16 protein-coding genes are annotated in these 23,423 nt (G+C 57.5%); 9 read left to right on the top strand and 7 right to left on the bottom strand.

Annotation, left to right across the window (positions count from 1 at the left end; all coding sequences use genetic code 11):
• Positions 1-38: 38 nt before the first annotated feature.
• The 4 genes from holC (at position 39) to IM303_RS14460 (ending at position 5,067) form a co-directional block, all read left to right on the top strand.
• Positions 39-482, top strand: a complete 444-nt coding sequence (gene holC / locus IM303_RS14475; RefSeq protein WP_003861884.1) for a DNA polymerase III subunit chi — start codon at positions 39-41, stop codon at positions 480-482.
• Positions 482-3,337: a valine--tRNA ligase gene (locus IM303_RS14470; protein ID WP_048999212.1), complete on the top strand. Its 2,856-nt coding sequence runs from the start codon at positions 482-484 to the stop codon at positions 3,335-3,337. Before holC ends, IM303_RS14470 begins: the two co-directional genes overlap by 1 nt.
• Positions 3,338-3,460: 123 nt before the next feature.
• Positions 3,461-3,964: a GNAT family N-acetyltransferase gene (locus IM303_RS14465; RefSeq protein WP_028014579.1), complete on the top strand. Its 504-nt coding sequence runs from the start codon at positions 3,461-3,463 to the stop codon at positions 3,962-3,964.
• Between the two features lie 83 nt (positions 3,965-4,047).
• Positions 4,048-5,067 (top strand): NAD(P)-dependent alcohol dehydrogenase, encoded by a 1,020-nt coding sequence (locus IM303_RS14460; protein WP_028014580.1) that lies wholly within the window; start codon positions 4,048-4,050, stop codon positions 5,065-5,067.
• Positions 5,068-5,113: 46 nt separating this feature from the next.
• Here the strand turns inward: IM303_RS14460 and IM303_RS14455 are convergent, their stop codons facing one another.
• Complete coding sequence (locus IM303_RS14455; protein WP_193360043.1) at positions 5,114-6,751, bottom strand: dihydroxyacetone kinase subunit DhaK; 1,638 nt, start codon at positions 6,749-6,751, stop codon at positions 5,114-5,116.
• A 137-nt stretch (positions 6,752-6,888) separates the two neighbouring features.
• Between IM303_RS14455 and IM303_RS14450 the strand changes: the two genes are divergently transcribed.
• Positions 6,889-8,391 (top strand): helicase HerA-like C-terminal domain-containing protein, encoded by a 1,503-nt coding sequence (locus IM303_RS14450; RefSeq protein WP_062935875.1) that lies wholly within the window; start codon positions 6,889-6,891, stop codon positions 8,389-8,391.
• Here IM303_RS14450 and IM303_RS14445 read toward each other — a convergent pair.
• Positions 8,371-9,312, bottom strand: coding sequence for a TIGR01212 family radical SAM protein (locus IM303_RS14445; RefSeq protein ID WP_100170953.1), 942 nt, complete (start codon positions 9,310-9,312; stop codon positions 8,371-8,373). The two genes, IM303_RS14450 and IM303_RS14445, sit on opposite strands and share 21 nt — an antisense overlap.
• Before the next feature lie 687 nt (positions 9,313-9,999).
• On the opposite strand from IM303_RS14445, the gene gltB reads away from it, so the two are divergent.
• From gltB to codA, 4 genes are all read left to right on the top strand, one after another.
• The gene (gene gltB / locus IM303_RS14440) at positions 10,000-14,460 is read left to right on the top strand and encodes a glutamate synthase large subunit (RefSeq protein WP_193360042.1); all 4,461 of its coding nucleotides are present in this window, start codon (positions 10,000-10,002) and stop codon (positions 14,458-14,460) included.
• A 9-nt stretch (positions 14,461-14,469) separates the two neighbouring features.
• Entirely contained in the window at positions 14,470-15,888 is a 1,419-nt protein-coding gene (gene gltD / locus IM303_RS14435) for a glutamate synthase subunit GltD (RefSeq protein ID WP_041907852.1), read from the top strand.
• A gap of 188 nt (positions 15,889-16,076) precedes the next feature.
• Positions 16,077-17,327, top strand: coding sequence for a cytosine permease (codB, locus tag IM303_RS14430; RefSeq protein WP_193360041.1), 1,251 nt, complete (start codon positions 16,077-16,079; stop codon positions 17,325-17,327).
• A complete protein-coding gene (gene codA / locus IM303_RS14425; RefSeq protein ID WP_048999218.1) occupies positions 17,317-18,597 on the top strand; it encodes a cytosine/isoguanine deaminase in 1,281 nt (426 codons plus the stop codon). The genes codB and codA overlap by 11 nt, the downstream gene beginning before the upstream one ends.
• Positions 18,598-18,687: 90 nt before the next feature.
• On the opposite strand, the gene IM303_RS14420 is transcribed toward codA, so the two are convergent.
• The 5 genes from IM303_RS14420 to sspA form a co-directional block, all read right to left on the bottom strand.
• Entirely contained in the window at positions 18,688-20,178 is a 1,491-nt protein-coding gene (locus tag IM303_RS14420) for an MFS transporter (protein WP_048999219.1), read from the bottom strand.
• Positions 20,179-20,241: 63 nt separating this feature from the next.
• A complete protein-coding gene (nanA, locus tag IM303_RS14415; RefSeq protein ID WP_048999220.1) occupies positions 20,242-21,135 on the bottom strand; it encodes an N-acetylneuraminate lyase in 894 nt (297 codons plus the stop codon).
• Between the two features lie 122 nt (positions 21,136-21,257).
• Positions 21,258-22,040, bottom strand: coding sequence for a transcriptional regulator NanR (gene nanR, locus IM303_RS14410; protein WP_045260455.1), 783 nt, complete (start codon positions 22,038-22,040; stop codon positions 21,258-21,260).
• Between the two features lie 102 nt (positions 22,041-22,142).
• Positions 22,143-22,643, bottom strand: coding sequence for a ClpXP protease specificity-enhancing factor (sspB, locus tag IM303_RS14405; protein WP_028014588.1), 501 nt, complete (start codon positions 22,641-22,643; stop codon positions 22,143-22,145).
• A 5-nt stretch (positions 22,644-22,648) separates the two neighbouring features.
• On the bottom strand, positions 22,649-23,287 hold the full coding sequence (gene sspA / locus IM303_RS14400) for a stringent starvation protein SspA (RefSeq protein ID WP_028014589.1): 639 nt from the start codon (positions 23,285-23,287) through the stop codon (positions 22,649-22,651).
• Positions 23,288-23,423: the final 136 nt, after the last annotated feature.

Below are 23,423 nucleotides of genomic sequence, written 5' to 3'. Positions count from 1 at the left end.
CGGCTTTGCATTTAAATCCACGACAAGAAGCCCCATATATGAAGAATGCAACGTTCTACCTTCTGGACAACGACACCCATCAGGATGGCCTCAGCGCCGTTGAACAGCTGGTGTGTGAAATTGCCGCAGAACGTTGGCGCGCAGGTAAACGCGTACTGATTGCCTGTGAAGATGAGCAGCAGGCGATTCGCCTGGATGAAGCGCTATGGGCGCGTCCGCCGGAAAGTTTTGTTCCGCATAACCTGTCGGGCGAAGGTCCACGCGGCGGGGCTCCGGTCGAAATTGCCTGGCCGCAAAAGCGCAACAGCAGCGCGCGCGATATTCTCATTAGCCTGCGGACAGACTTTGCAGATTTTGCCACCGCTTTCACAGAAGTGGTAGACTTTGTCCCTTACGAAGAATCCTTGAAACAACTGGCGCGCGAACGCTATAAAGCGTACCGCCTGGCCGGTTTTAACCTGAATACGGCAACCTGGAAATAATGGAAAAGACATATAACCCACGCGATATCGAACAGCCGCTTTACGAGCACTGGGAACAGCAGGGCTATTTCAAGCCTAACGGCGACGAAAGCAAAGAGTCCTTCTGCATCATGATCCCGCCGCCGAACGTCACCGGCAGTTTGCATATGGGGCATGCTTTCCAGCAGACCATCATGGACACCATGATCCGCTACCAGCGCATGCAGGGCAAAAACACCCTGTGGCAGGCGGGGACTGACCACGCGGGTATCGCGACCCAGATGGTGGTTGAGCGTAAAATTGCCGCTGAAGAAGGTAAAACTCGTCACGACTACGGTCGCGATGCGTTCATCGACAAAATCTGGCAGTGGAAGGCAGAATCCGGCGGCACCATTACCCGTCAGATGCGCCGTCTCGGCAACTCCGTGGACTGGGAGCGCGAGCGCTTCACCATGGACGAAGGCCTGTCCAACGCCGTAAAAGAAGTGTTCGTCCGTCTGTACAAAGAAGACCTGATTTACCGCGGCAAACGCCTGGTAAACTGGGATCCGAAACTGCGCACCGCAATTTCTGACCTGGAAGTGGAAAACCGCGAGTCTAAAGGCTCCATGTGGCACATCCGCTATCCGCTGGCCGACGGCGCAAAAACCGCAGACGGTAAAGATTACCTGGTGGTGGCGACCACCCGTCCGGAAACCCTGCTGGGCGATACCGGCGTGGCCGTTAACCCGGAAGATCCGCGCTATAAAGATCTGATCGGCAAATTTGTGGTGCTGCCGCTGGTGAACCGCCGCATTCCGATTGTGGGCGACGAACACGCCGACATGGAAAAAGGCACCGGCTGCGTGAAAATCACCCCGGCGCACGATTTCAACGACTATGAAGTGGGTCGTCGTCACGCCCTGCCGATGATCAACATTCTGACCTTCGACGGCGATATCCGCGAAAGCGCAGAGGTGTACGACACCAAAGGCAACGAATCCGACGTTTACTCCAGCGAGATCCCGGCGGAGTTCCAGAAGCTGGAGCGCTTTGCTGCACGTAAAGCCATCGTAGCCGCCGTTGATGCGCTCGGCCTGCTGGAAGAGATTAAGCCTCACGATCTGACCGTGCCGTACGGCGACCGTGGCGGCGTGGTTATTGAGCCAATGCTGACCGACCAGTGGTACGTCCGTGCCGACGTGCTGGCAAAACCGGCTGTGGAAGCGGTTGAGAACGGCAGCATTCAGTTCGTGCCGAAGCAGTACGAAAACATGTACTTCTCCTGGATGCGCGACATTCAGGACTGGTGTATCTCCCGTCAGCTGTGGTGGGGTCACCGCATCCCGGCATGGTACGACAACGAAGGCAACGTCTACGTTGGCCGTAGCGAAGACGAAGTGCGTCAGGAAAACAACCTGAGCGCTGACGTGGCCCTGCGCCAGGATGAAGACGTTCTGGATACCTGGTTCTCCTCCGCGCTGTGGACCTTCTCTACCCTCGGCTGGCCGGAAAACACCGACGCGCTGCGTCAGTTCCACCCTACCAGCGTAATGGTGTCCGGCTTCGACATCATCTTCTTCTGGATTGCCCGCATGATCATGATGACCATGCACTTCATCAAAGACGAAGACGGCAAGCCGCAGGTTCCGTTCCATACCGTCTACATGACCGGCCTTATCCGCGACGACGAAGGGCAGAAGATGTCCAAGTCCAAGGGCAACGTGATTGACCCGCTGGACATGGTTGACGGGATCTCCCTGGAAGACCTGTTGGAAAAACGTACCGGCAACATGATGCAGCCGCAGCTGGCTGAGAAAATCCGCAAGCGTACCGAGAAGCAGTTCCCGAACGGGATCGAATCTCACGGTACCGACGCCCTGCGCTTCACCTTGGCGGCGCTGGCCTCGACCGGCCGCGACATCAACTGGGACATGAAGCGTCTGGAAGGTTACCGTAACTTCTGTAACAAGCTGTGGAACGCCAGCCGCTTCGTGCTGATGAACACCGAAGATCAGGACTGCGGCTTCAACGGCGGCGAGATGACCCTGTCTCTGGCGGACCGCTGGATCCTGGCGGAATTTAACCAGACGGTGAAAGCCTTCCGCGAGGCGCTGGACAGCTACCGCTTCGATATTGCAGCGGGCATTCTGTATGAATTCACCTGGAACCAGTTCTGTGACTGGTATCTGGAGCTGGCGAAGCCGGTCATGAACGGCGGTTCTGAAGCAGAGCTGCGCGGCACGCGCAACACGCTGATTACCGTCCTGGAAGGCCTGCTGCGCCTGGCGCATCCGGTTATTCCATTCATCACCGAGACCATCTGGCAGCGCGTGAAGGTCATTGCGGGCATCAGCGCCGATACCATCATGCTGCAGCCGTTCCCGGAATTCGATGCGGCTAAGGTTGATGAAGCCGCGTCAGCGGATACCGAGTGGCTGAAGCAGGCGATCGTTGCGGTACGTAACATCCGTGCCGAAATGAACATCGCCCCGGGTAAACCACTGGAGCTGCTGCTGCGCGGCTGCAGCGACGCTGCCGTTCGTCGCGTCACCGAGAACAACACCTTCCTGAAAACCATGGCGCGTCTGGAAAGCATCACCGTGCTGCCTGCCGATGACAAGGGTCCGGTTTCCGTGACTAAAATTATCGACGGTGCGGAGCTGCTGATCCCGATGGCGGGCCTGGTCGACAAAGACGCAGAGCTGGCGCGTCTGGCGAAAGAAGTGGCGAAGGTCGACGTGGAAATTGGCAAAATCGAAAGTAAGCTGGCGAACGAAGGCTTTGTTGCCCGCGCGCCGGAAGCTGTCATTGCCAAAGAGCGTGAGCGTCTGGTTGCCTTCGCCGATGCGAAGACCAAACTGATCGAGCAGCAGGCCGTTATCGCAGCCCTGTAATGCTTTTACCCCTTACGCTTCAGGGCGTAAGGGGTAACCTTCCTGAAAACTCCTCGCTTGCACTCCCTTTTCTGCGGTGCTATTAACAGCAACTGTGTGTCAATTTTTGTAATGAGTAATGCTATGAGCGTGATTACCCCCGTCGCGACGACGATGCGTCGGATCACTGAGCAGGACAATCCGGCTATCGCCGCCGTTATCCGCACCGTTTCTGCAGAGTTTGGGCTGACGGCGGATAAAGGTTACACCGTTGCCGACCCGAATCTTGACGAACTGTTTAAGCTGTACAGCCAGCCGGGCCACGCCTACTGGGTCATTGAGCAGGACGGCCAGGTTGTGGGCGGCGGCGGTGTTGCACCGCTGAGCTGCAGCGAGCCGGATATCTGTGAGCTGCAGAAAATGTATTTCTTGCCGTCGGTTCGTGGACAGGGTCTGGCGAAAAAGCTGGCGCTGGTCGCCCTGGAGCACGCGCGCAATCAGGGTTTTAAACGCTGTTACCTCGAAACCACCGCCTTCCTCAAAGAGGCCATCGGCCTGTATGAACATCTGGGCTTTGAGCATATCGATGCGCCGCTGGGCTGCACGGGCCACGTTGACTGCGAAGTCAGAATGCTGAAAAGTCTGTAAGTTTCGTTCCTGCCCCCTTCTGTTAAGCGGCTGTAAACTGAATGCTCTACACTCTCAGTTCACACCACAACGGGGGAAACACGATGTCGAAGATAAAAAGCTACGCCGCACCGCAGGCGGGTGCAGAACTTGAGCTGTACGAGTACGATGCGGGCGAACTAAAAGCAGAAGACGTCGAAGTACAGGTTGATTACTGCGGGGTCTGCCACTCAGATCTCTCGATGATCGACAACGAATGGGGCTTCTCCAGCTATCCGCTGGTTGCCGGGCACGAAGTGATTGGCCGCGTCGTCGCGCTCGGCAGCGCCGCGCAGGACAAAGGGCTGAAGGTTGGCCAGCGCGTGGGCATTGGCTGGACAGCACGCAGCTGCGGCCACTGCGACGCCTGTATCAGCGGCAACCAGATCAACTGCCTTGAAGGCGCAGTGCCCACCATCCTGAACAAGGGCGGTTTCGCCGATAAGCTGCGCGCCGACTGGCAATGGGTCATCCCGCTGCCGGACAGCATTGATATTGAATCTGCTGGTCCACTGCTGTGCGGCGGGATCACCGTCTTTAAACCGCTGCTGATGCACCACGTCACCGCCACCAGCCGCGTGGGCGTGATCGGTATCGGCGGTCTGGGCCATATCGCCATCAAGCTGCTGCACGCGATGGGCTGTGAAGTGACGGCGTTTAGCTCGAACCCGGCGAAGGAGAAAGAAGTGCTGGCAATGGGCGCGGACAAAGTCGTGAACAGCCGCGATCCGGACGCGCTGAACGCGCTGGCTGGGCAGTTTGACCTGATCATCAACACCGTGAACGTCGATCTCAACTGGCAGCCGTACTTTGAAGCGCTGGCCTACGGCGGTAACTTCCACACCGTGGGTGCGGTGATGAAGCCGCTGCCGGTTCCGGCCTTTACCCTGATCGGCGGGGATCGCAGCGTGTCAGGCTCCGCGACCGGTACGCCATACGAGCTGCGCAAGCTGATGAAGTTTGCCGGCCGCACCAAAGTGACGCCGACCACCGAGCTGTATCCAATGTCGAAAATTAACGAAGCCATCCAGCACGTGCGCGACGGCAAAGCCCGTTATCGCGTGGTGTTGAAAGCGGATTTCTGATGTGAGTTTGCCGGGTGGCGGCTTCGCCTGACCCGGCCTACTTTTGCTACTGCGCCAATGTATTAAACACTTCCGCCACCGCGACCGCCCCCGGGTCCATTACCCCATCCAGATTCTCTTTATTCACATACGATGAGCGCCCTGCTCCGGCTTTCGCCATTTTCGCCGTTGCCTCCGCTCCCTGCTGCGCAGCCTGCGCTGCCGCCTGAAGATCTTTTTTCTTCAAGGCTTCCAGCGCCGGTTGCAGCGCATCGATCAGCGTACGATCGCCGAGATCTGCCCCGCCATACTGCTTCATCTGCGCCAGTCCGCTCAGCAATGCTTCAGGTAGCGGCTGTCCATCGTGAAGCTTTTGCCCCGCCGCCGTGAAGAAGATCGACATGAGTACACCGCTCGATCCGCCCATCACCGTGGCCAGTCGTTCCCCCACCAGCAACAGCAGCTTAGGCACGTCATTCAGCGGGAGAGTGTTTTCTTCCAGGCGCTGCGCAATATCCCGTGCACCTTGCGCAAACGTAGAGCCGGTATCGCCATCGCCCACTTTGGCATCCAGCGCATTCAGGCGGTTTTCAAGCTGTATGAGCGTCTTCGTCACCTGTGAAACAGACTCCTTCACCTGCGGATTGTCGGACGCGGCATATTCCACGCTATCGTGAATAGCGCTTTGCGGAACGGTACGCAGAGGGGCAAACGCCACAGGCTTCTGCCAGCCCAGCGTCTCGACCTCGGCGTGAATCGCCTTTTCAAAGTAATCGTTGAGCTTTAGCAGCGTCAGAGAAAAGCCCTTCATATCCAGCGCGCTCACCAGCGGCGCAGGGCCAATCAGGTACGCAATATTCTCTTTCAGCGCTGAATGTGCCAGCTCTTTGGTGAGCAGAGCCATCTCCAGCGCGGAAACGCCGCCGAGGTTGTTGATCAGCACCGCGAAACGCCCCTCGCCCGCCTGCGCTTTGAGCGGCGACACCAGCGTGTCGATAATCGCTTTACTGTTTTGCGTATCAACCACCGAGGCACCCGGCTCCCCGTGGATCCCCAGCCCCAGCTCGACATGGCCCTGCTTGATGCGCCCCTCTTCATCGTCGCTGCCCGGCAGGTTGCAGGTTTGCATCGCAACGCCCAAGCTCCAGAGGTTATCGCAGGCCTGCTGCGCAATATCCCGCACCTCGCTCAGCGATTTTCCTTGCTCCGCTGCATAGCCCGCAATCTTGTGCACCAGCGCCGTGCCGGCAATGCCGCGCGGCTGCTTGTTGTCGGGCAGCGCGATATCGTCCGCCACAATCACCATCTCGACCTTCAGGCCGTAGCGTTTGGCCTTTTCTGCTGCCAGGCCAAAGTTAAGCCGGTCACCGGTATAGTTTTTGACGTTCAGCAGGCAGCCGCGATCGCCCGTCACCGCCACAATAGCGTTCAGCACCGCATCCACGCTCGGGGAGGCGAACAGATCGCCACACACTGCCGCCGTCAGCATGCCTTTACCGACAAATCCGGCGTGCGCCGGTTCGTGCCCGGAGCCACCGCCGGAGATCACCGCCACGCGGCTTTTATCCCAGTCGCCGCGGGCGACAACCCTGATAGCTGGATCGATATCAAGTTTGACGAGATTCGCATGTGGCGCAGAAAGCAGTATGCCTTCAATGGCGTCATTGACCAGCTGTTTGCGATCGTTAAAGAAGAATCTGGACATTGTTTTCCACTATTTTATGAACCGTATGCAAAAGCATAGTCCGCGCTGGACAATGCGCCGCAAAGTCAGCAATTTACTCAACCATTTTGCCGTCATGTTGCCTATACTCCACCCAGGACTAAGAGAGGAAGCGCATCATGAGTACACCATTGTTAATTGCCCGGACGCTGGAAAAAGAGCTGTATCTACTGCCCGCGATGGCGAACCGCCACGGTCTGATTACCGGCGCCACCGGCACAGGGAAAACAGTCACTCTCCAGAAGCTGGCGGAGTCACTTTCAGAGATTGGCGTGCCGGTCTTTATGGCTGACGTAAAAGGCGATTTAACCGGTGTGGCTCAGGAGGGTAGCGCTTCTGAAAAACTGCTCGAACGACTGAAGAATATTGGCATTACGGACTGGACGCCGCACGGCAACCCGGTGGTGGTCTGGGACATCTTCGGTGAGAAAGGCCACCCGGTACGCGCCACCGTTTCCGATCTCGGCCCGCTGCTGCTGGCCCGCCTGCTCAACCTCAACGACGTGCAGTCCGGCGTGCTGAACATCATCTTCCGTATCGCCGACGATCAGGGGCTGCTGCTGCTCGATTTCAAAGATCTGCGCGCCATCACCCAGTACATCGGCGATAACGCCAAATCTTTCCAGAACCAGTACGGCAATATCAGCAGCGCCTCTGTCGGTGCCATTCAGCGTGGGCTACTGACGCTGGAGCAGCAGGGCGCCGAACACTTCTTCGGCGAGCCGATGCTGGACATTAAAGACTGGATGCGCACCGACAGCAGCGGCAAAGGCATCATCAACATTCTGAGTTCAGAGAAGCTCTACCAGATGCCAAAGCTTTACGCCGCCAGCCTGCTGTGGATGCTCTCCGAACTGTACGAGCAGTTACCGGAAGCGGGCGATCTGGAAAAACCCAAACTGGTCTTCTTCTTTGACGAAGCACACCTGCTGTTTAACGACGCGCCGCAGGTGCTGCTGGATAAAATTGAACAGGTTATCCGCCTGATCCGCTCCAAAGGGGTCGGCGTCTGGTTTGTGTCGCAAAACCCGTCGGATATTCCTGACAATGTGCTGGGCCAGCTTGGTAACCGCGTGCAGCACGCCCTGCGCGCCTTTACGCCGAAGGATCAGAAAGCGGTGAAAGCCGCCGCGCAAACCATGCGTGCCAATCCGGCCTTTGATACCGAAGCCGCGATTCAGGCGCTGGGCACCGGTGAAGCGCTGATCTCGTTCCTGGATGCCAAGGGCAGCCCGTCCGTGGTGGAACGCGCAATGGTGATCGCGCCCTGCTCGCGCATGGGGCCGGTTACCGACGATGAACGTAACAGCCTGATTAATCACTCCCCGGTGTACGGCAAGTATGAAGACGAGGTGGATCGAGAGTCTGCGTTCGAGATGCTGCAAAAAGGGGTACAGGCAACCACCGAATCGCAGGATGCTCCACCCGCTAAGGGCCAGTCAGTCGCAGTGGATGACGGCATTCTCGGTGGGCTAAAAGACATTTTGTTTGGCACAACCGGACCGCGCGGCGGCAAGCGCGACGGCGTGGTACAGACTATGGCGAAAAGCGCCGCGCGGCAGGTCACCAATCAGATTGTGCGCGGCATGCTGGGGAGTCTGCTAGGCGGCCGCCGTCGGTAGACGGGGAACCCACGGGCGGCCCAGCGCCGAACCCTGTACGCCGTTTTCCTGAAGATAGCGGTCGATTTCCACCATCCCCGTCCACCGGTTCTCGCACCAGAGCGGTGCCAGAAGCGTTGGACGGCGGGCGCTGGCGGAGATGCGGTGGTAGACAATCTCCGGCGGCGTGTGGCGAATCATCTCTCCCGCCGTCACCGTATAGTCGTCGAGCTCGATACTGCTTAACCGCCCGGCTTCCCAGGCTTTCGCCATTATGCTTCCCTTCACGATATGCAGCGGGTGCAGCTTAATGCCGTCTACGCCGGTTTCCACGACTTTTTCCAGCGTCTCCAGGCTGTGCTGCTGCCCTTCTCCGGGCAAGCCGACAATCAGATGCGAACAGACTTTCAGGCCACGCTCGCGGGCGAGACGCGTGGTGCGCTGGTAGCAGGCGAAATCATGCCCACGATTGATACGGTGCAGGGTTTTATCGTGCGCGGTCTGCAGGCCCAGCTCCAGCCAGATCTCATAGCCCTTCTCTCTGTACTCGCTAAGTAAATCCAGCACCGCCTCCGGTACGCAGTCCGGGCGCGTACCCACGCACAGCCCGACAATGTTCGCCTGAGCAACCGCCTGCTGATACATGGAACGCAGCACCTGCACCTCCGCCCACGTACTGGTGTAGGCCTGGAAATAGGCCAGATACTGCTTCGCGCGGTTCACCAGGCTGGCCTGATGGGCGAGCTGTTCCGCGATGGATTTATGCTGCTGGGCTTCGTCAGCAAACGACGCAACGTTACAGAAGGTGCAGCCACCGCGCCCGATGGTGCCGTCGCGGTTCGGGCAGCTAAAGCCGCCGTGCAGCGTCAGCTTATGCACCTTTTGACCGTACCGCTGCAAAAGATCCCCACCAAACATATTGACTAATTTCTGTAACTGCATAATCTGATAGACCGTCCCGAAGAAAGGGGACAAGCCTGCCATTTTTAGCCTCTGTCGGCGATGACCTGGATCAATCGCCCTGGACGGCCTTTATCCATTTGAATAAATAATCACGATTACCGAGATTTCATTCACCCGCCACGTAATTACTTTTCCTTATGTTCTGATGGTTTTTTTCATTTATAGCGCCAGGACTGAAAAACAGTGATTTTATGCGGGTTCGAAGACTGCGCCAGATTATTATTCTGCCATAAAACCGCATTTCAGCACGCTGCATCAATAATACCGCTTTCATATAGTGAGTCAGATCACACTCCCCTGCACCTTCCTGGCGCTTTCAGTGGTTGTAAAATTAGTAAAATAACCAATAAAAACAAAATGATAATTACGCTTTAGCACATTTTTGTATAAATAAGATTGCCATTTGACCTGTGTACCAATTCCCGATAAGTTGGAAATCCGCTGGAAGCTTTCTGGATGAGCGGCCTGCTCATCATATTTATGCAGTAATTGAGATTCCCTCTGAAGCAAGTCCTCAAACTTGTTTACCTGCGCGAAAGGATGAAAAAGAGGGCGAATGCGAGGTCCGCGTATGAAACGCTAACCCCGTCGCCATGCTCTTTCTGCGCCTGTGCGCCACGGTAAAGTTCAGTGGGAAGCCCGACGAGCCTGGGGAGGTTCACTGATATGTTGTACGATAAATCCCTTGAGAAGGATAACTGTGGTTTCGGCCTGATCGCCCACATAGAAGGCGAACCTAGCCACAAGGTAGTGCGTACCGCTATTCACGCACTGGCCCGTATGCAGCACCGTGGCGCCATCCTGGCCGATGGTAAAACCGGCGACGGTTGCGGCCTGCTGCTGCAAAAACCGGATCGTTTCTTCCGCATCGTGGCGGAAGAGCGCGGCTGGCGTTTAGCCAAAAACTACGCTGTCGGCATGCTGTTCCTGAATCAGGATCCTGAAAAAGCTGCCGCCTCACGCCGCATCGTTGAAGAAGAACTTCAGCGCGAAACCCTGTCGATTGTCGGCTGGCGCGATGTGCCAACCAACGAAGGGGTACTCGGTGAAATCGCCCTCTCCTCGCTGCCTCGTATTGAGCAGATTTTCGTTAACGCGCCTGCGGGCTGGCGTCCGCGCGATATGGAACGCCGTCTGTTTATCGCCCGTCGCCGCATTGAAAAACGTCTCCAGGACGATAAAGAGTTCTACGTCTGTAGCCTCTCTAACCTGGTGAACATCTATAAAGGTCTGTGTATGCCGGCTGACCTGCCGCGCTTCTACCTGGACCTGGCGGACCTGCGTCTGGAATCGGCCATTTGCCTGTTCCACCAGCGCTTCTCCACCAACACCGTACCACGCTGGCCGCTGGCTCAGCCGTTCCGCTACCTGGCGCACAACGGCGAGATCAACACCATCACCGGCAACCGCCAGTGGGCGCGTGCTCGTACCTATAAGTTCCAGACCCCTCTGATCCCTGACCTGCACGATGCCGCGCCGTTCGTGAACGAAACCGGCTCTGACTCCAGCTCCATGGATAACATGCTGGAACTGCTGCTGGCGGGCGGGATGGATATCGTGCGCGCCATGCGTCTGCTCGTGCCGCCGGCCTGGCAGAACAACCCGGATATGGATCCGGAGCTGCGCGCGTTCTTCGACTTTAACTCCATGCACATGGAGCCGTGGGACGGTCCGGCAGGTATCGTGATGTCCGACGGTCGCTTCGCTGCGTGTAACCTGGACCGTAACGGCCTGCGTCCGGCGCGCTACGTCATCACCAAAGACAAGCTCATCACCTGCGCCTCTGAAGTGGGGATCTGGGATTACCAGCCTGACGAAGTGGTCGAGAAAGGCCGCGTCGGTCCGGGCGAGCTGATGGTGATCGACACCCGCGGTGGGCGCATCCTGCACTCCGCCGAAACCGACAACGATCTGAAGAGCCGCCACCCGTACAAAGAGTGGATGGAGAAGAACGTGCGTCGCCTCGTGCCGTTCGAAGATTTATCGGATGAAGAAGTGGGCAGCCGCGAGCTGGACGATGACACTCTCGCCAGCTACCAGAAGCAGTTTAACTACAGCGCGGAAGAGCTGGACTCGGTTATCCGCGTGCTCGGCGAAAACGGCCAGGAAGCGGTCGGCTCGATGGGTGACGATACCCCGTTTGCCGTGCTCTCCAGCCAGCCGCGCATCATCTATGATTACTTCCGTCAGCAGTTCGCGCAGGTCACCAACCCGCCAATCGATCCGCTGCGCGAAGCACACGTGATGTCGCTGGCCACCAGCATCGGTCGCGAGATGAACGTCTTCTGCGAGGCCGAAGGCCAGGCGCACCGTCTGACCTTTAAATCGCCGATCCTGCTGTACTCCGATTTCAAGCAGCTCACCACCATGACCGAGGAGCACTACCGCGCCGACACGCTCGACATTACCTTCGACGTGAATGAAGCGAGCCTCGAAGAGACGGTGAATGCGCTGTGTGACAAAGCCGAACAGATGGTGCGCAACGGTACCGTGCTGCTGGTATTGTCCGACCGCAACATCGCGAAAAACCGTCTACCGGTGCCTGCCCCGATGGCGGTGGGCGCTATCCAGACGCGTCTGGTCGACAAGAGCCTGCGCTGCGACGCCAACATCATTGTAGAAACCGCAAGCGCCCGCGATCCACACCACTTTGCCGTGCTGTTAGGCTTTGGCGCGACGGCGATCTACCCGTATCTGGCCTACGAAACGCTGGCCCGTCTGGTGGATACCCGCGCGATCGATAAAGATTACCGCGCGGTGATGCTGAACTACCGTAACGGCATCAACAAGGGTCTATACAAGATCATGTCCAAAATGGGCATCTCGACCATTGCCTCCTACCGCTGCTCGAAGCTGTTTGAAGCGGTCGGCCTGCATGACGAGGTCGCCAACCTCTGCTTCCAGGGCGTGGTCAGCCGCATCGGCGGCGCCGGTTTTGCTGACTTCCAGCAGGATCTGGTGAACCTGTCCAAGCGCGCCTGGCTGGCACGTAAGCCGCTGGATCAGGGCGGCCTGCTGAAATACGTTCACGGCGGCGAGTATCACGCCTATAACCCGGACGTGGTGCGCACGCTGCAGCAGGCGGTTCAGAGCGGCGAATACCGTGATTATCAGCAGTATGCTGAGCTGGTGAACAACCGTCCGGCGGCAACGCTTCGCGACCTCATTGCCCTGAATCCGGGTGATGAAGCGGTCAGCATTGACGACGTTGAACCGGCATCCGAACTGTTCAAACGCTTCGATACCGCGGCGATGTCCATCGGCGCCTTGAGCCCGGAAGCCCACGAAGCGCTGGCGGAAGCCATGAACAGCATCGGCGGTAACTCCAACTCCGGCGAAGGCGGTGAAGATCCGGCCCGTTACGGCACCAACAAAGTGTCGCGTATCAAGCAGGTGGCATCCGGCCGCTTTGGCGTGACGCCAGCGTACCTGGTCAACGCCGACGTGATCCAGATTAAGGTCGCTCAGGGTGCAAAACCGGGCGAAGGCGGTCAGTTGCCGGGTGATAAAGTCACCCCGTACATCGCCAAACTGCGCTACTCGGTGCCGGGCGTGACGCTGATTTCCCCGCCGCCGCACCACGATATCTACTCTATCGAGGATCTGGCGCAGCTCATTTTCGACCTGAAGCAGGTCAACCCGAAAGCGATGATCTCCGTGAAGCTGGTTTCCGAGCCGGGCGTCGGCACCATCGCCACCGGCGTGGCGAAAGCCTATGCGGATCTGATCACCATTGCCGGCTACGACGGCGGTACCGGCGCAAGCCCGCTCTCCTCAGTGAAATACGCGGGCTGCCCGTGGGAGCTTGGCCTGGTGGAAACCCAGCAGGCGCTGGTGGCTAACGGTCTGCGTCACAAGATCCGTTTGCAGGTGGACGGCGGTCTGAAAACCGGCCTCGACATCATCAAAGCGGCGATTCTGGGTGCGGAAAGCTTCGGCTTCGGTACCGGCCCGATGGTTGCGCTCGGCTGTAAATACCTGCGCATTTGCCACCTGAACAACTGCGCAACCGGCGTTGCAACCCAGGACGAGAAGCTGCGTAAGAATCACTATCATGGCCTGCCGTTCAAGGTGACTAACTACTTTGACTTCATCGCCCGTGAAACCCGCGAGCTGATGGCGCAGCTGGGCGTGAAGCGTCTGGTGGATCTGATTGGCCGTACCGACCTGCTGAAAGAGCTGAAAGGCTTCACCGCCAAGCAGCAGAAGCTGGAGCTGTCTAAGCTGCTGGAAACGGCTGAGCCGCATCCTGGCAAAGCGGTTTACTGCACCGAGAACAACCCGCCGTTCGACAACGGCGTGCTGAACGCGCAGCTACTGCAACAGGCGAAGCCGTACGTGGACGAGAAGCAGAGCAAAACGTTCTGGTTTGATATCCGCAACACCGACCGTTCTGTCGGCGCGTCCCTCTCCGGCTACATCGCGCAAACGCACGGTGACCAGGGGCTGGCATCGGATCCGATTACCGCGCACTTCAGCGGTACCGCGGGCCAGAGCTTCGGCGTGTGGAACGCCGGCGGCGTTGAGTTATACCTGACCGGCGATGCCAACGACTACGTCGGCAAAGGCATGGCGGGCGGTCTGCTGGCGGTGCGTCCTCCGGTCGGTTCAGCCTTCCGCAGCCATGAAGCCAGCATCATCGGCAACACCTGTCTGTACGGTGCGACCGGCGGTCGTCTGTTTGCCGCGGGCCGTGCGGGCGAGCGTTTTGCGGTGCGTAACTCCGGTGCCATCACCGTGGTGGAAGGCATCGGCGATAACGGCTGCGAATACATGACGGGCGGAATTGTGTGCGTCTTGGGTAAAACCGGCGTGAACTTTGGCGCCGGTATGACGGGCGGTTTTGCCTACGTGCTGGATGAAGACGGTGAGTTCCGCAAGCGCGTGAACCCGGAACTGGTGGAAGTGCTGGACGTTGATTCGCTGGCCATTCATGAAGAACACCTGCGCGGTTTGATTACCGAACACGTGCAGCATACCGGTTCTTCGCGCGGCGAAGAGATCCTGGCGAACTGGCCAGCGTTCTCTGCGAAATTCGCGCTCGTTAAGCCGAAGTCCAGCGATGTTAAAGCCCTGTTGGGTCACCGTAGTCGTAGCGCAGCAGAGCTGCGCGTGCAGGCGCAGTAAGGAATTCAGATGAGCCAGAACGTATACCAGTTTATCGACCTGCAGCGTGTTGATCCGCCAAAGAAACCGCTGAAGATACGTAAAATTGAATTTGTTGAAATCTATGAGCCGTTTTCAGAAGGCCAGGCCAAAGCACAGGCAGACCGCTGCCTGTCCTGCGGTAACCCTTACTGCGAATGGAAATGTCCGGTCCATAACTACATTCCGAACTGGCTGAAGCTGGCCAACGAAGGGCGTATTTTTGAAGCCGCCGAGCTGTCTCACCAGACCAATACCCTGCCGGAAGTGTGCGGCCGCGTGTGTCCTCAGGATCGCCTGTGCGAAGGCTCCTGTACGCTGAACGACGAGTTTGGCGCGGTGACCATCGGCAACATCGAACGCTATATCAACGATAAAGCGTTCGAGATGGGCTGGCGTCCGGATATGACCGGCGTGAAGCAAACCGACAAGCGCGTGGCGATCGTCGGCGCGGGTCCGGCAGGCCTCGCCTGTGCGGACGTGCTGACACGCAACGGCGTGAAGGCGGTGGTTTTTGACCGTCACCCGGAAATCGGCGGTCTGCTGACCTTCGGTATCCCGGCCTTCAAGCTGGAAAAAGAGGTAATGACCCGCCGCCGTGAAATCTTCACCGGCATGGGCATTGAGTTCAAACTCAACACCGAAGTGGGCCGCGACGTGCAGCTCGACGATCTGCTGAAGGATTACGACGCCGTGTTCCTGGGCGTGGGTACCTATCAGTCCATGCGCGGTGGTCTGGAGAACGAAGATGCGCCAGGCGTGTACGACGCGCTGCCGTTCCTGATTGCTAACACCAAACAGCTGATGGGCTACGGCGAAACTGCCGACGAGCCGTTTGTCAGCATGGAAGGTAAACGCGTTGTCGTGCTGGGCGGCGGTGATACCGCGATGGACTGCGTGCGTACGTCCATTCGTCAGAACGCGGCGCACGTCATCTGTGCTTACCGTCGTGACGAAGAGAACATGCCGGGCTCTAAGCGCGAAGTGAAAAACGCGCGTGAAGAGGGCGTAGAGTTCCAGTTCAACATCCAGCCTCTGGGCATTGAAGTGAACGCCAACGGTAAGGTGAGCGGCGTGAAGATGGCGCGCACGGAGATGGGTGCGCCGGATGCGAAAGGCCGTCGTCGCGCGGAGATCGTGGCTGGCTCTGAGCACGTGATCCCGGCCGACGCCGTGGTGATGGCGTTTGGTTTCCGCCCTCACAGCATGGAGTGGCTGGCGAAGCACAGCGTAGAGCTGGACTCACAGGGCCGCGTGATTGCGCCGGAAGGCAGCGACAACGCCTTCCAGACCAGCAACCCGAAAATCTTCGCCGGTGGCGATATCGTTCGCGGTTCAGACCTGGTGGTTACCGCGATTGCCGAAGGACGTAAAGCGGCTGACGGGATCATGAACTTCCTGGAAGTGTAAGCCCCTCTGACTCCCCGGCAGAAGCATAAAGCGGAACGCCGGGGAGCCTGTTTTCAGTAACCTCCCCTTCAGTTAACGACACCCTTTTCCCTACAAATGCAGTGTAAACCCCGGACGTAAACGTTTGCATTGATGAAAAAAATGGATATTATGCGGCGGATTTTTTGGCCAAAATTCAAGGAGGCGTTGTGTCGCAAGATAACAATTATAGCCAGGGCCCCGTCCCTCTGGCGGCGCGGAAAGGCGTGGTTCCACTCACTTTTGTGATGTTAGGGTTAACGTTTTTTTCCGCCAGTATGTGGACCGGAGGCACGCTCGGTACCGGTCTTTCCTATAATGATTTCTTCCTCGCAGTTCTCTTCGGCAATCTCCTCCTCGGTATTTACACTGCTTTTCTTGGCTACATTGGCGCAAAAACCGGCCTCTCAACCCATCTTCTTGCGCGTTACTCGTTCGGTATAAAAGGTTCCTGGCTTCCCTCCATGCTTTTAGGCGGTACGCAGGTAGGATGGTTTGGCGTCGGCGTAGCGATGTTTGCCATCCCGGTGAGTAAAGCCACGGGCATCGACGTGAACATCCTGATTGCGGTTTCCGGCCTGCTGATGACGTTGACCATTTTTTTTGGCATCTCGGCACTGACGATTTTATCCATCATCGCCGTACCCGCTATCGTCATCCTGGGTAGCTATTCCGTCTGGCTGGCGGTGGACGGCGTGGGAGGGTTGGACCACCTCAAATCCATTGTGCCGCAGACGCCGCTCAACTTTTCCAGCGCGCTGGCGCTGGTTGTAGGTTCGTTTATCAGCGCAGGCACGCTGACCGCCGACTTCGTCCGCTTTGGCCGCAATGCTAAAGGTGCCGTTCTGGTGGCGATGGTGGCATTTTTCCTTGGCAACTCGCTGATGTTTATCTTCGGTGCGGCAGGCGCTGCTGCCGTAGGACAGGCCGATATTTCTGACGTGATGATCGCCCAGGGACTGCTGCTGCCGGCGATTGTCGTTCTCGGCCTGAATATCTGGACCACCAATGACAACGCGCTGTACGCCTCTGGTCTGGGTTTCGCCAATATTACTGGCCTTTCCAGCCGTACGCTGTCGGTGGCGAATGGCATTATCGGTACGCTGTGCGCGCTGTGGTTATACAACAACTTCGTTGGCTGGCTGACCTTTCTGTCGGCAGCGATTCCGCCGATTGGCGGGGTGATTATCGCCGACTACCTGATTAATCGCCGCCTCTATGCCAGCTTCGACCACGCAAAATTTGTGTCCGTTAACTGGATTGCCATTTTCTCGGTCGCCCTGGGAGTTGCTGCCGGGCACTACATTCCGGGAATTGTCCCCGTTAACGCAGTATTGGGTGGCGTCTTCAGCTATTTGGTGTTAAACCCATTCGCCAGACGTACCCTTGTCAATCCTTCGGAGGCTTCCCATGCAGAATAATTCCCTCACTATCCGTCAGGCCCGTTTGCAGGGGCAGGAGGGTTTATGGCAGATCACGATTGAGGACGGACGCTTCAGCCGTATCGATCCTCAGGAAACCGCCTCTGCGCCAGTCGGTCAGGTGCTGGACGCCGAATGCGGGCTGGTTATCCCTCCTTTCATCGAACCGCATATCCATCTGGATACAACGCAAACGGCGGGTGAACCGAACTGGAACCAGTCAGGCACCCTTTTCGAGGGAATCGAGCGCTGGGCCGAACGTAAGGCGATGCTCACCCACGAAGACGTTAAAGCTCGCGCGATGCAAACCCTGAAGTGGCAGATCGCCAACGGCATTCAGTACGTACGTACACACGTTGACGTCTCGGACCCTACCCTTACTGCACTGAAAGCCATGCTGGAGGTGAAGCAGGAAGTCGCCCCGTGGGTCGATATACAAATTGTGGCATTCCCGCAGGAAGGCATTCTTTCTTATCCGAACGGTGAAGCATTGCTTGAGGAAGCCGTGCGTTTAGGGGCGGATGTCATCGGTGCAATCCCGCACTTTGAATTTACGCGTGAATATGGCGTGGAGTCGCTGCATAAAACGTTTTCCCTGGCCAGAAAGTACGACCGGCTGATCGATGTCCACTGTGACGAAATTGATGATGAGCAATCGCGCTTCGTTGAAACCGTTGCAGCCCTGGCACATCGTGACGGAATGGGTTCGCGCGTGACCGCCAGCCATACCACGGCGATGCACTCCTATAATGGCGCGTATACGTCCCGGCTGTTCCGCCTGTTAAAAATGTCAGGCATTAACTTCGTGGCAAACCCGCTGGTTAACACGCATTTGCAGGGCCGTTTCGATACCTATCCCAAACGCCGCGGCATTACACGCGTCAAAGAAATGCTGGAAGCGGAGATCAACGTCTGCTTCGGTCATGACGACGTTTTCGATCCGTGGTATCCGCTGGGAACCGCGAATATGCTTCAGGTTCTGCATATGGGACTGCACGTTTGCCAACTGATGGGTTACGGGCAAATAAACGATGGGCTTAACCTGATCACTACCCACAGCGCGAAAACGCTTAATTTGCAGGACTATGGCGTGCGCGTTGGGAATTCAGCAAACCTGGTGATCCTCCCGGCAGAGAATGGGTTTGATGCCGTTCGTCGCCAGACGCCGGCACGATACTCTGTTCGCCACGGCAAGGTGATTGCCGAGACGGTGCCCAGCCAGACAACCTTGCATCTGACGCAGCCGGAAGCGGTGACGTTTAAGCGCTAATTCAGGGTTGGTAACCGTGTGGCAAACGTCATCGCGTACATAAAGATATCCTCACGGCGGAGCTAACGCCCTGCCGCTTTTTCCAGCGGATTAACTTTTGCTTTTGGCTAAAGCGCTTTTATCGCCGCCAAACGGGACGGCTCCGCTGAAAGGTTTACCGTCGATGGCGTCGTGGGTTCGAATCGCCTCCGGCCGCAGCCAGCGCTGAACGCGGGACGGCATATCCAGTCCAATCAGCAGGATCACCACAAAGGTCAGGCCGAAGGAGAGCGATCCCAGGGCTGTGCCCAGCGCCATATTCTGCGACAGCAGCGCACCAATCACCGGGGCGATCGCCCCGCCCAGCGCCCCGACGTTATAGGTAAAGCCCAGACCCGCCGCACGCTGGTCGGTGTCGAAATAACCGCCGATGAGTTTCGGTAAGATCCCCGAGATCCCCTGCCCCAGCATCTGCTGGAAAAAGAGCAGCAGGCCCAGCACCCAGACATTTGCGCCACCGATCGCAAAGACGGGAACGATCAGCAGCTGTGAGGCCAGCAGGCTACAGACGTAGGCCTTCCGGGTGCCCAACCAGTCGCCGAGAAAACCACCCACGCAGCAGCCTACAGCCGCGCCGAAGCCGCTAAAAAACAGCACCTTCGCCACCGTTGACGGATCATAGGCCAGGTCGGTTTTCAGATACGTGGGTAATAGCGCCTGAATCGGCCAGGAGTAGAGGAACGCGAAGAGCACGACAACCATCAGCGTGACGCCCGTAGGCCAGCGTTTACCGCTGCTTTGCACCATAAAGCTGATAAACACAATGGCGCACAGCAGGCCGAGAATAACCACCAGCCCGGCGTTGTTGAGTTCGCCGGCAAAGCAGAACCACAGCGCCGTGCCGGCAAACAGCGTCATCGCCATATTGATCAGGCGGTATTTGCCGCGATAAAGAATATCAACCATTGTACGTACCGGCGCCTGACCTTCGTGCTTCGCTTTCCAGTCTTCAGCCTCCGGAATATTTTTCCGCAGCCACAGGGCAAAGACGATGGGCAGGATGCCGATAAAGAACAGCGCTCGCCAGCCCCAGACGGGCACGACAAGGCTGTAGACCTGGGCCGCAACCACGGCACCGATGGAGAAGCCAGAAATCAGAAAACCACTCGCCTTATTGCGCAGGTGTTTCGGCCAGCTTTCGATTACGTAGGTTGCGCTGGAGCCGTATTCCCCTGCCATCCCCATACCAATCACCATGCGGGCGATAAACAGGGTGACGTAACCCGGCGCAAAACCGCAGGCCAGCGTACCGCAGGAGAAGAGTACGATGCTGGTTATCATTGCCAGCTTGCGGCCATAGCGGTCGCCCATGGCGCCCAGCAGCAGGCCGCCGAACCAGCGCGAAATAAAGGCCGCCGAAATGAGGCTCGCCGCTTCCACGGTCGTCAGGCCAAATTCACTTTTAATTTCTGTCAGGACTAAGGCAATCAGGACAAAATCGAAGCCATCAAGCAGATATCCCAGCCAGGCGGCAGAGAAGGCGCGCCACTGAGGGCGGCTTAGATGGCGGTACCACGGGATGCTTTGGGTAGACTTACTCATTTCACTCTCCCGACGATTTCTCTGTCGTTTTACCGAATGGCGCGTCGCTTATCCGGCAGTACGTTAGCGTTTTTCCGCCATTAACTGCTCCGCCAGCGCCTTCAGCGCCGGCACGAATTTCTCGTCTACAGGGGCAAACGGTTTACGGCACAGCGGCACGGACACCACGTCCATGTAGTGCAGAACCGTTTTCAGACCACGGAAGACCCCGGTTTTGATCAGCAGGTCGATGACCTTGTTGCATTCGCTTTGCAGGCGCTGTGCGGTGGCGTTATCCCCCTCACGAACCGCGTTGGCGATAGCCCGGTAGCGCCAGCCCATAATGTTGTAGGTGCTGCCGATCCCCCCGTCCGCGCCGGCCAGCAGGCCGGAGGCAAAGATTTCGTCATAGCCGTTGTAGAGCACCAGATCCGGATGCTCACGGCGGATCTGCTCCATCTGGAAGAGATCGCCGGAGGTTTGTTTTAACGCGCCGACGCCGGGCAGCGTCACCAGACTGTTGATCTGATCCAGGCTTAGCTTCACGCCGCTTAACGCCGGGATGTTGTAGACCACCATCGGCAGACCATCCGCCGAATCAATAATTGCACGGTAGTGATCACAATGTTCTTCAAAGCTAAAGGGGTAATAAAACGGCGTGACGGCGGACACGGCGTCAAAGCCCAGGCGGACAGCGGCGGTGGCCAGCTGCTGGCTTTCCGCAGTGCTCACGCAGCCAACGTGGGCAATAAGCGTGATTTTTCCTTTCGCCTCCTCCGCCACGATCTCCATCACCTGCTCGCGTTCAGAAAGGCTTTGGACAAAGGCTTCCCCCGTTGAACCGCCGACATAAAGCCCGTCGATGCCCTGCGCAATATTGAATTGCACCAGACGGCGCAGGCTCTCCTTATCCAGCGCCTGCTGTTGGGTAAACGGAGTCAGAAGTGCGGCCATTACGCCGCGGAGTTGCGTTGCCATAGATACCTCAATCATTCGTGTGTTTGTTATAACGATATACCTTTATACCTGTTATACCAGATCAATTAAGCAGCAGTGGGATACAGAACGCTTATATTGCGATCTGCTTCACTAAAGGATCGTTACTTTTTAGCTTTTGAATGCTGGCCGAAGGCGTGCCAGGTAGCGGAAACGCTGTTGAGGTGAGTTTGCAACGCCCGATCGGCTTCATCGGGATCGCGGCGGCGGATCGCGTCAACGATCGCGATATGCTGGCGATAGCTGGCTGCGTTATGTTGATAAAGCTCTGCATCCGGCACTTTAGGACGCGCCGCGATTAGCCAGTCGAGCAGCGCAACGTGGATCGCGTTGAAGATTGGGTTGCCGGGGATCTCCGCCAGCACGCGGTGAAAATCGACGTCGGATCGAATGAACAGCGCGTTGTCATCCAGGGACTGGCTGTTGATCTCCAGCGCTTTCGTCAGCCGCGCAATCTGATCGTCCGTGGCGTACTCTGCGGCATAACGCACGAGGCTGGATTCAAAGAACAGACGGAGCTGCTCAAAATGGGCAATACCACCGGGCTGGGTCAGAAAATCTTTCGCCATCCCCGACAGCTCGCTGATGATGGTATCGGCAGACGGCAGGGTGACGCGGGCGCGTTCACCGTTGTTAATCTGTACCAGACCTTTACGCTTCAGCGCCGCCAGCGCTTCGCGCACCGAGGGGCGGCCCACGTTGAAGAACGCCATCAGCTCGCGCTCGGAGGGCAGTTGCTCTCCCTGGGCAAATTCCTTCCGGCGGATCATCTGCTCTAGCTCTTCTTCCACCATATCCGACAGCTTTTTGCGCGTCAGCGGTCGGCGACGCAGGCTGCGGCCAAGGGTTTCATCTGAGTTTTCAGCGTTACGATCGGTCGGTTTCATTGCAGTCCGGTGCCATTGAAGGAAAACGCTGCATCATAACACAGGAAATTAGAGGGGGCGAAAAGGGGCAGAAAGCAAAACAGGCCCGTCGGGCCTGTTTGTTTATTTCACAACGCGCAGTGCGGGACGACCACCGCGCGGTGGCGGTTCATCATCGGGACCCTCGTCGTCGTCCTGACGATCGGGCTTGTCGCCATCAATCACAGACATTACCGGGTCGCTTTCGCGTTCATCGGATGCCTCATCGTCATTCAGGCTGGCAACCTCTTCATCATACGCCGCTTCCGGCTCGAACATGGTGCCTGCACCGTTTTCACGGGCGTAGATAGCCAGAACCGCAGCCAGCGGAACGGAAACCTGACGCGGCACGCCGCCGAAACGCGCATTAAAGCGCACTTCGTCGTTTGCCAGCTCCAGGTTACCCACTGCACGTGGCGCAATATTCAGTACAATCTGTCCGTCGCGTGCGTATTCCATTGGAACCTGCACGCCCGGCAACGTCACATCCACAACCAGGTGCGGCGTGAGCTGGTTATCCAGCAGCCATTCATAGAAGGCGCGCAGCAGATACGGACGGCGTGGGGTAAGTTGTGACATTTCCACAGTCATTAGCCTCGGCCGAGACGCATTTCACGTTCCGGTTCAGTTAAAGATGCCAGGAAAGAGTCGCGCTCAAATACGCGAGTCATATAGCCTTTCAGCTCTTTTGCGCCAGGGCCGCTGAACTCAACGCCCAGAATTGGCAGACGCCACAGCAGCGGGGCCAGATAGCAATCCACCAGGCTGAACTCGTCGCTCAGGAAGAACGGTTTCTGACCAAACACAGGGGCAATTGCCAGCAGCTCTTCACGCAGTTGCTTACGCGCAGCGTCGGCTTCAGAAGCGGAGCCGCTGGTAATGACGTTCATCAGCGAGTACCAGTCTTTTTCGATACGCTGCATGTACAGGCGGCTTTCACCACGTGCAACAGGGTAAACAGGCATCAGCGGCGGATGCGGGAAACGCTCATCCAGATATTCCATAATGATACGGGATTCCCACAGGGTCAGCTCGCGATCTACCAGCGTCGGTACGCTTTGGCTCGGGTTGAGATCGATCAGATCCTGAGGCGGGTTATCCTTTTCCACATGCTCGATCTCAAAACTGACACCCTTCTCGGCCAGCACGATACGAACCTGATGGCTATAAATGTCAGTAGGACCAGAAAACAGCGTCATTACCGAACGTTTGTTGGCAGCGACAGCCATGAAAACCTCCAGGTATATTCAGAATTTTTACTGCTACCAGCCCAACGGGGCCAGCCAGATGAAGTATCGCCCATCCCAGAGAAGACACATTGTTCAAGAATCGAACAAAAATCGAGTATTCACCGATATTTGGGCA

Source organism: Enterobacter cloacae complex sp. P38RS (assembly GCF_014930775.1).
Lineage (GTDB): Bacteria > Pseudomonadota > Gammaproteobacteria > Enterobacterales > Enterobacteriaceae > Enterobacter > Enterobacter bugandensis.
This window is presented reverse-complemented; position numbering and strand designations above follow the sequence as displayed.